The 1,202-nt window shown below is 36.9% G+C and carries 1 protein-coding gene; it reads left to right on the forward strand.

Translation table 11 applies throughout. The features are described 5' to 3' along the window. The first annotated feature begins 202 nt into the window (after positions 1–202). Positions 203–1,003, forward strand: coding sequence for a PD-(D/E)XK nuclease family transposase (locus tag T530_RS0111980; protein ID WP_027729217.1), 801 nt, complete (start codon positions 203–205; stop codon positions 1,001–1,003). Positions 1,004–1,202 lie beyond the last annotated feature (199 nt).

Below are 1,202 nucleotides of genomic sequence, written 5' to 3' on the forward strand. Positions count from 1 at the left end.
CTATTCATGTAGTGTCTCCTTTTTGCATGAGGTAATGTCATGCTTTGTTTTGTTATAATTAAGAGTATTAGACTAAATCCTCGATTTTTGCAAACTTGTGAGGCACTACATATTGTTCTGATGGGCCTAATTTGAAATGCGGAATTCTTTTGAGATAATTAACAACCTTGCGATTCACTATTATTCATGTTAATATTTGCTTATGAATAAAGTAGATTCAGCAAAGAAGCAGAAAATGTTAGCCCGTCTTCAGGAATTTACCTTGATGGACGATGACTTCATGACTCGCTTTTTTGAAAATGATAAGGACTGTACTCAATTTGTACTTCAGACTATTCTTGGTAACAAGAAGCTTAAGGTAATTGATACAGTCGCTCAGAAAACCGTAAAGAGCCTTGAAGGTCGTTCTGTCAGGCTTGATGTGTATGCAAAAGATAACAAAGGAAAGCCTTACGACATTGAGATTCAAAGAGCTGATAAAGGTGCAGGTGCTAAACGAGCAAGATATAATTCTGCGTTAATGGACGCGGATATTACTGTTCCAGGTGAAGATGCTAAGAATCTTCCGGAGAGTTATGTCATTTTTATTACAGAAAATGACATATTCAAAAAAGGAAAACCGCTGTATAAAATAGACAGATATATAGATGGTGAAGAATTATTCAACGATGAAGCTCACATTATCTATGTAAATGGAGAATACAAAGGAAATGATTCTTTTGGTGACCTTATGCACGACTTTCACTGCAAGAAGGCCGATGATATGAAGAATAAGATTCTGGCTGACAGAGCCAGATACCTCAAAGAAGATGATAAGGGGGTAAAGCATATGTGCAGAATTATGGAAGAAATGGCAAAGGAAGAAAGAGACGAAAGAACTGTCGAAATGGCTGCAAAAATTCTTGAAAGCGGAAAAATGACAGAAAAAGAACTTATAGAAATGTTTAAACTCACTGCAAAACAAATAAAAGCTATCAAAGAAAGAGTCGCAGTCCTTGTGTAATAAAAAGCTGTTTATATTTAATTCGGTTAGCGATTGTAGTGGCACGCCGTAAGGCGTGTTGCTAAGCGAAGCGCAGCAATGGAGCGCGTAAGACGCAGAACCACGAAAAGCGCTCTTAGTTTTACATATAGCAATTTGATATGTTGTGCCTTTGTCAATAGAGAATAAAAAAATGGAAGTAGCAGGCAGAAACTAACCG

Source organism: Treponema sp. C6A8 (genome assembly GCF_000619925.1).
Taxonomy (GTDB): domain Bacteria; phylum Spirochaetota; class Spirochaetia; order Treponematales; family Treponemataceae; genus Treponema_D.

Coding starts and splice junctions, on each gene's coding strand:
- T530_RS0111980 (WP_027729217.1), top strand. CDS start 203: ATGAATAAAGTAGATTCAGCAAAGAAGCAGAAAATGTTAGCCCGTCTT.